5 protein-coding genes are annotated in these 3,662 nt (G+C 52.5%); 1 reads left to right on the top strand and 4 read right to left on the bottom strand.

The genetic code is table 11. From position 1 onward, the window contains the following. The 4 genes from MVD07_RS00220 to MVD07_RS00205 all read right to left on the bottom strand — a co-directional run. The coding region (locus MVD07_RS00220; RefSeq protein ID WP_297497014.1) for an AAA family ATPase at positions 1-739 on the bottom strand (739 nt) is incomplete at its 3' end. 108 nt (positions 740-847) lie between these two features. Then, positions 848-1,333 (bottom strand): Hsp20/alpha crystallin family protein, encoded by a 486-nt coding sequence (locus MVD07_RS00215; RefSeq protein WP_297497011.1) that lies wholly within the window; start codon positions 1,331-1,333, stop codon positions 848-850. Positions 1,334-1,686: 353 nt separating this feature from the next. Then, positions 1,687-2,544 carry an MBL fold metallo-hydrolase gene (locus tag MVD07_RS00210; protein ID WP_297497008.1) on the bottom strand — a complete coding sequence of 286 codons (858 nt, stop codon included), beginning with the start codon at positions 2,542-2,544 and terminating at the stop codon, positions 1,687-1,689. A 38-nt stretch (positions 2,545-2,582) separates the two neighbouring features. Continuing rightward, positions 2,583-2,834, bottom strand: coding sequence for a hypothetical protein (locus tag MVD07_RS00205; RefSeq protein WP_297497017.1), 252 nt, complete (start codon positions 2,832-2,834; stop codon positions 2,583-2,585). 107 nt (positions 2,835-2,941) lie between these two features. On the opposite strand from MVD07_RS00205, the gene MVD07_RS00200 reads away from it, so the two are divergent. After that, the coding region (locus MVD07_RS00200) for an ABC transporter ATP-binding protein (protein ID WP_297497005.1) at positions 2,942-3,662 on the top strand (721 nt) is incomplete at its 3' end.

Raw genomic sequence — 3,662 nt, 5'->3', positions numbered from 1 at the left:
TTGCTATGAAGTGCGCGTTGGCCTCGTTCGCGACTGCCTTCGCGAGTAGGGTTTTACCCGTTCCCGGCGGTCCGTAGAGGAGGACTCCCTTAGGCGGCTCTATACCGAGCTTCTCGAATATCTCTGGGTGCTTGAGCGGGAGCTCTATCATCTCCCTAACCTTCTGGATAACGTCCTTCAGACCACCGATGTCCTCGTAGGTGACGCCCAGAACGGCTGTTTTGCTTACCTCCTTAACGGGCTTCTCACTCACCTGGAAGTCCGTGAACTCGGTTATCTGGACTATTCCAGAGGGCTGAGTGGCGGTGACCACGAAGGTCAGTTCCTGTCCGAGAATGCCTATTTTGATGTAGTCGCCCCGGACAACGGGCCTGCCTATGAGCCTCTCGTGGAACCACTCGACGAAATCCCTGCCGAAGCGTATCGGCTCGGTTGGGGCCACTGTGATCTTCTTAGCTTCCCTGACCTCAGCTTTTCTAACGCTTACCTCATCCCCAAGGCCGACGCCGGCGTTCTTCCTGATGGTTCCATCCATTCTGATTATGTCAAGCTCCTCGTCCTCTGGATAGGCCGGCCACACTACCGCCGCGGTATTCTTGGTTCCGATTATCTCGATGACATCCCCTGTCTGGACGCCTATCTCTCTCATCGCTCTCCTATCGATCCTTACTATGCCCCTCCCGACATCCCTTTGATGAGCGGGAGCGACCTTCAACCTTATCTCTTTCCTCTCGGTCATTTTTAACCACCTCCAATCTTTTTCATGACCGTTATCTTCTGATTCAATCCGGGGGTTGTAGGGAGCGGAACCCGTGTCGGAGTTTAATAAAAAATGCCAAAAAGGTAATCACTCGATCTTGACCTCGAAGCTCTCCTTCTCTGGCTTGCTGGGCCTCTTCTTGGGTATCTCGATCTCAAGGACGCCGTTGTTGTAGCGGGCCTTGGCCTTCTCTGGGATGACCTCCTCGGGCAGTCTGATAACCCTCCTGTAGCCGCTGTAGTAGCGCTCGATCCTTATGGCACCTTCCTGCTCAAGCTCCTTCTCGCGTCTCACCTGTGCCTCGATGTAGATGGTATCCTCTGTAACGTGGAGTTTGATGTCTTCCTTCCTCACTCCCGGGAGTTCGACGGTAATGACGAAGCGGTCGCCCTTGTCGAAAATATCTGCGAAGGGCTCCCTCCACGTCTCGTGGAACTCAAAGCGCTCTTCCGGCTCGCGCCAGCTCCAGACCCTTGGCCCGCGCATGAAGTCCCTGAATATGGCGTCTATCTCGTCCTGTATTTCCCTCATAAGGTCGAAGGGATCCCAGTAGCGGTCCCTCCTCCAGGCCATCGACATCACCCCCTGATGCCTTTTTGATTACCAGTAGTTACTAAAAAAGAGGCCTTTATAAACTTTTCGATTTTAGTTAGGGGAGGTAAGTTTAAGAGAAGAGAGGTATGGAGAAGAGGTGGAGACCCTTGGGGCATCACCTCCCTCGGGTTCTTGGGAAAGGTCTCCCTGAAGCCGTCCAGCTCGGGATCCCCGCCGTGAGCCCGCAACTTACTTGGAAATATAAATGAGATTTCCTAATATTTCTCAAATTTATTGGTAATTTCCGAATATATTAAGGCTTCGGTTCGTAGTTTGAACCCATGATGAAAACAGTTCAGAAAAGCTATGAATTCTTGACGAATATGTAAATCCTACAGCTTTATTACGTCATCCTGCCCAATGGGAGTGGCCTCGTAGCCGATCCCCTTAAGTATCTCTGCGAACTCACCCGCAAAGCCGTAAACGGTGAACACCTTCTCCGGTCGAATCTTTTCGACTATCTTTACCAGCTCCCAAAAATCGGCATGGTTGCTCAGCTTAAGACCACCAAAGCCGGAAACGGTCAGCTCCCAGGGACTCAGTGAGTTCTCAACCCCCGGCGAGCGATAAGAGCGCAGAACGACCTCTCCGTCCCCCTCGATGTTTTTGAAGGTAACCCCGAACTTGGAGTAGACCCTCGCGACCTTCAGCATGCTTCTGCTCGGTTTAACTGTGTAGCCGTGAACGTCGAGTATCTTCATGACCTCCTGGGCCTTTCCAGTCTGGTTGACGTAGAGAACCGGCCTCTTCCCCCTGTCGAGTGCCTCCTCCACGAACGCGACCAGCTTCTTTTCCGCTTCTCTAGGTGAAGGAAATGTGAAGCTTGGAACCCCGAAGGTAGCCTCGATTACCAGGAAGTCCGCCCTTGGGAAGCGGCTCTTTTCAGCGGTTCTGAGCTTGAACCACTTTGTGTCGCCAGTGTAAAAGAGCGTTCCGGTATCAAGCCAGAGCTTTATCCCGGCAGAGCCGAGCATGTGGCCGGCCGGATAGAGCCTCGCCTTGTAATCGCCGAGATAGAAGCTCTTCCCAAATCCTATCTCACGATAAAAGCCTCCCTTCCTGAGGTGGCTGAGGAACTTTGTTGCCTTGGTTGCGAAGATAACCTTCCCACTAACGAAGTGATCCGTGTGGGCGTGGCTCTGGAATGTGAAGCGCGCCGAGCTATCAAGGCCGACTTTTTCAATCAGCACATTCTATGTTATCCAAGGAGCTTAAAAGGCTGAAGGAATCAGACCCTGCTGAGCATTCCCATTAGTTTATAGTATACATCGTCGGCCCCTTCGTCTTCTCCCACGGGATAGTCAAACAGGATGAGGTTCTCGGAGATTTTAGCCGCTGGCTGGCCCTCTTTCCCGTCTACGAATTTCACCTCGAGGATTTCAATCATGTCGCTTCCTCTGAGGACACCTTTGCCGATGATGGTTCCTACCCCACTCTTATCTTGAAGGGCCGCCTCGAGCTTCGGCCTCAACCCAGTCACCCACTTGGGGCGCTTTTTTAGAGCCTGCATCCCAATTCCCCCGAAGAATCTATTTTTATCAGGAAAGGCTTATTAGGTCCCAATTCGATAGTCATCTGGGGGTGTAGATGGCCGACTACATAATTGAAACGCGAGAGCTGACAAAGTTCTTCGGAAAGAGGAACGTCATCTACCACCTCGACCTGAAGGTCCCCAAGGGAGTCGTTTACGGTTTCTTAGGCCCGAACGGGGCCGGTAAGACAACGACGATTAAGATGCTCACCGGCGCGCTAAAGCCAACCTATGGCGAGATTCAGATTTTTGGCATGGATATGCCGCGCGAGAGGGTTGAAATCATGAGGAAAGTCGGCTACATGCCGGAGAGGTCTATAGTCTATGAGGACATGACGATCTTCGAGTTTCTTACCTACGTGGGACGCCTCCTCGGGCTTTCTAAGGCCGAAGCGGTGAGGCAGGCGAGGGAGCTGATGGCCTACACCGGCGTTGGGAGGCATGCTTTCAACAGGATCAAGGAACTGTCCAGTGGTCAGAGGCAGAGGGTTCTCTTCGCTACCGCGCTCCTTGGGAATCCCGAACTCCTCATCCTGGATGAACCGACGAGCAACTTAGATCCCCTCGGTAGGATGGAGTTTATAGGGAAGGTTCTTGAGCTTGCGAAGGGTGGTAAAACGATATTCCTGAGCTCGCATATAGTTAGCGAAATCGAGAAGACATGCAACTACGTTGGGCTTATAAAGGACGGCCAGCTCATCGAGCAGGGCAGGGTAAGGGACTTAGCAAGGGTGGAGGGAACGGATTATGATGTGCTCGTTTCGGACAATGAGAAGC

Origin of the sequence: Thermococcus sp. (assembly GCF_027008145.1) — an archaeon.
Taxonomy (GTDB): Archaea; Methanobacteriota_B; Thermococci; order Thermococcales; family Thermococcaceae; genus Thermococcus.
Note: the sequence above shows the minus strand (reverse complement) of the source record. Positions and strands in the feature narration are given on the sequence as shown.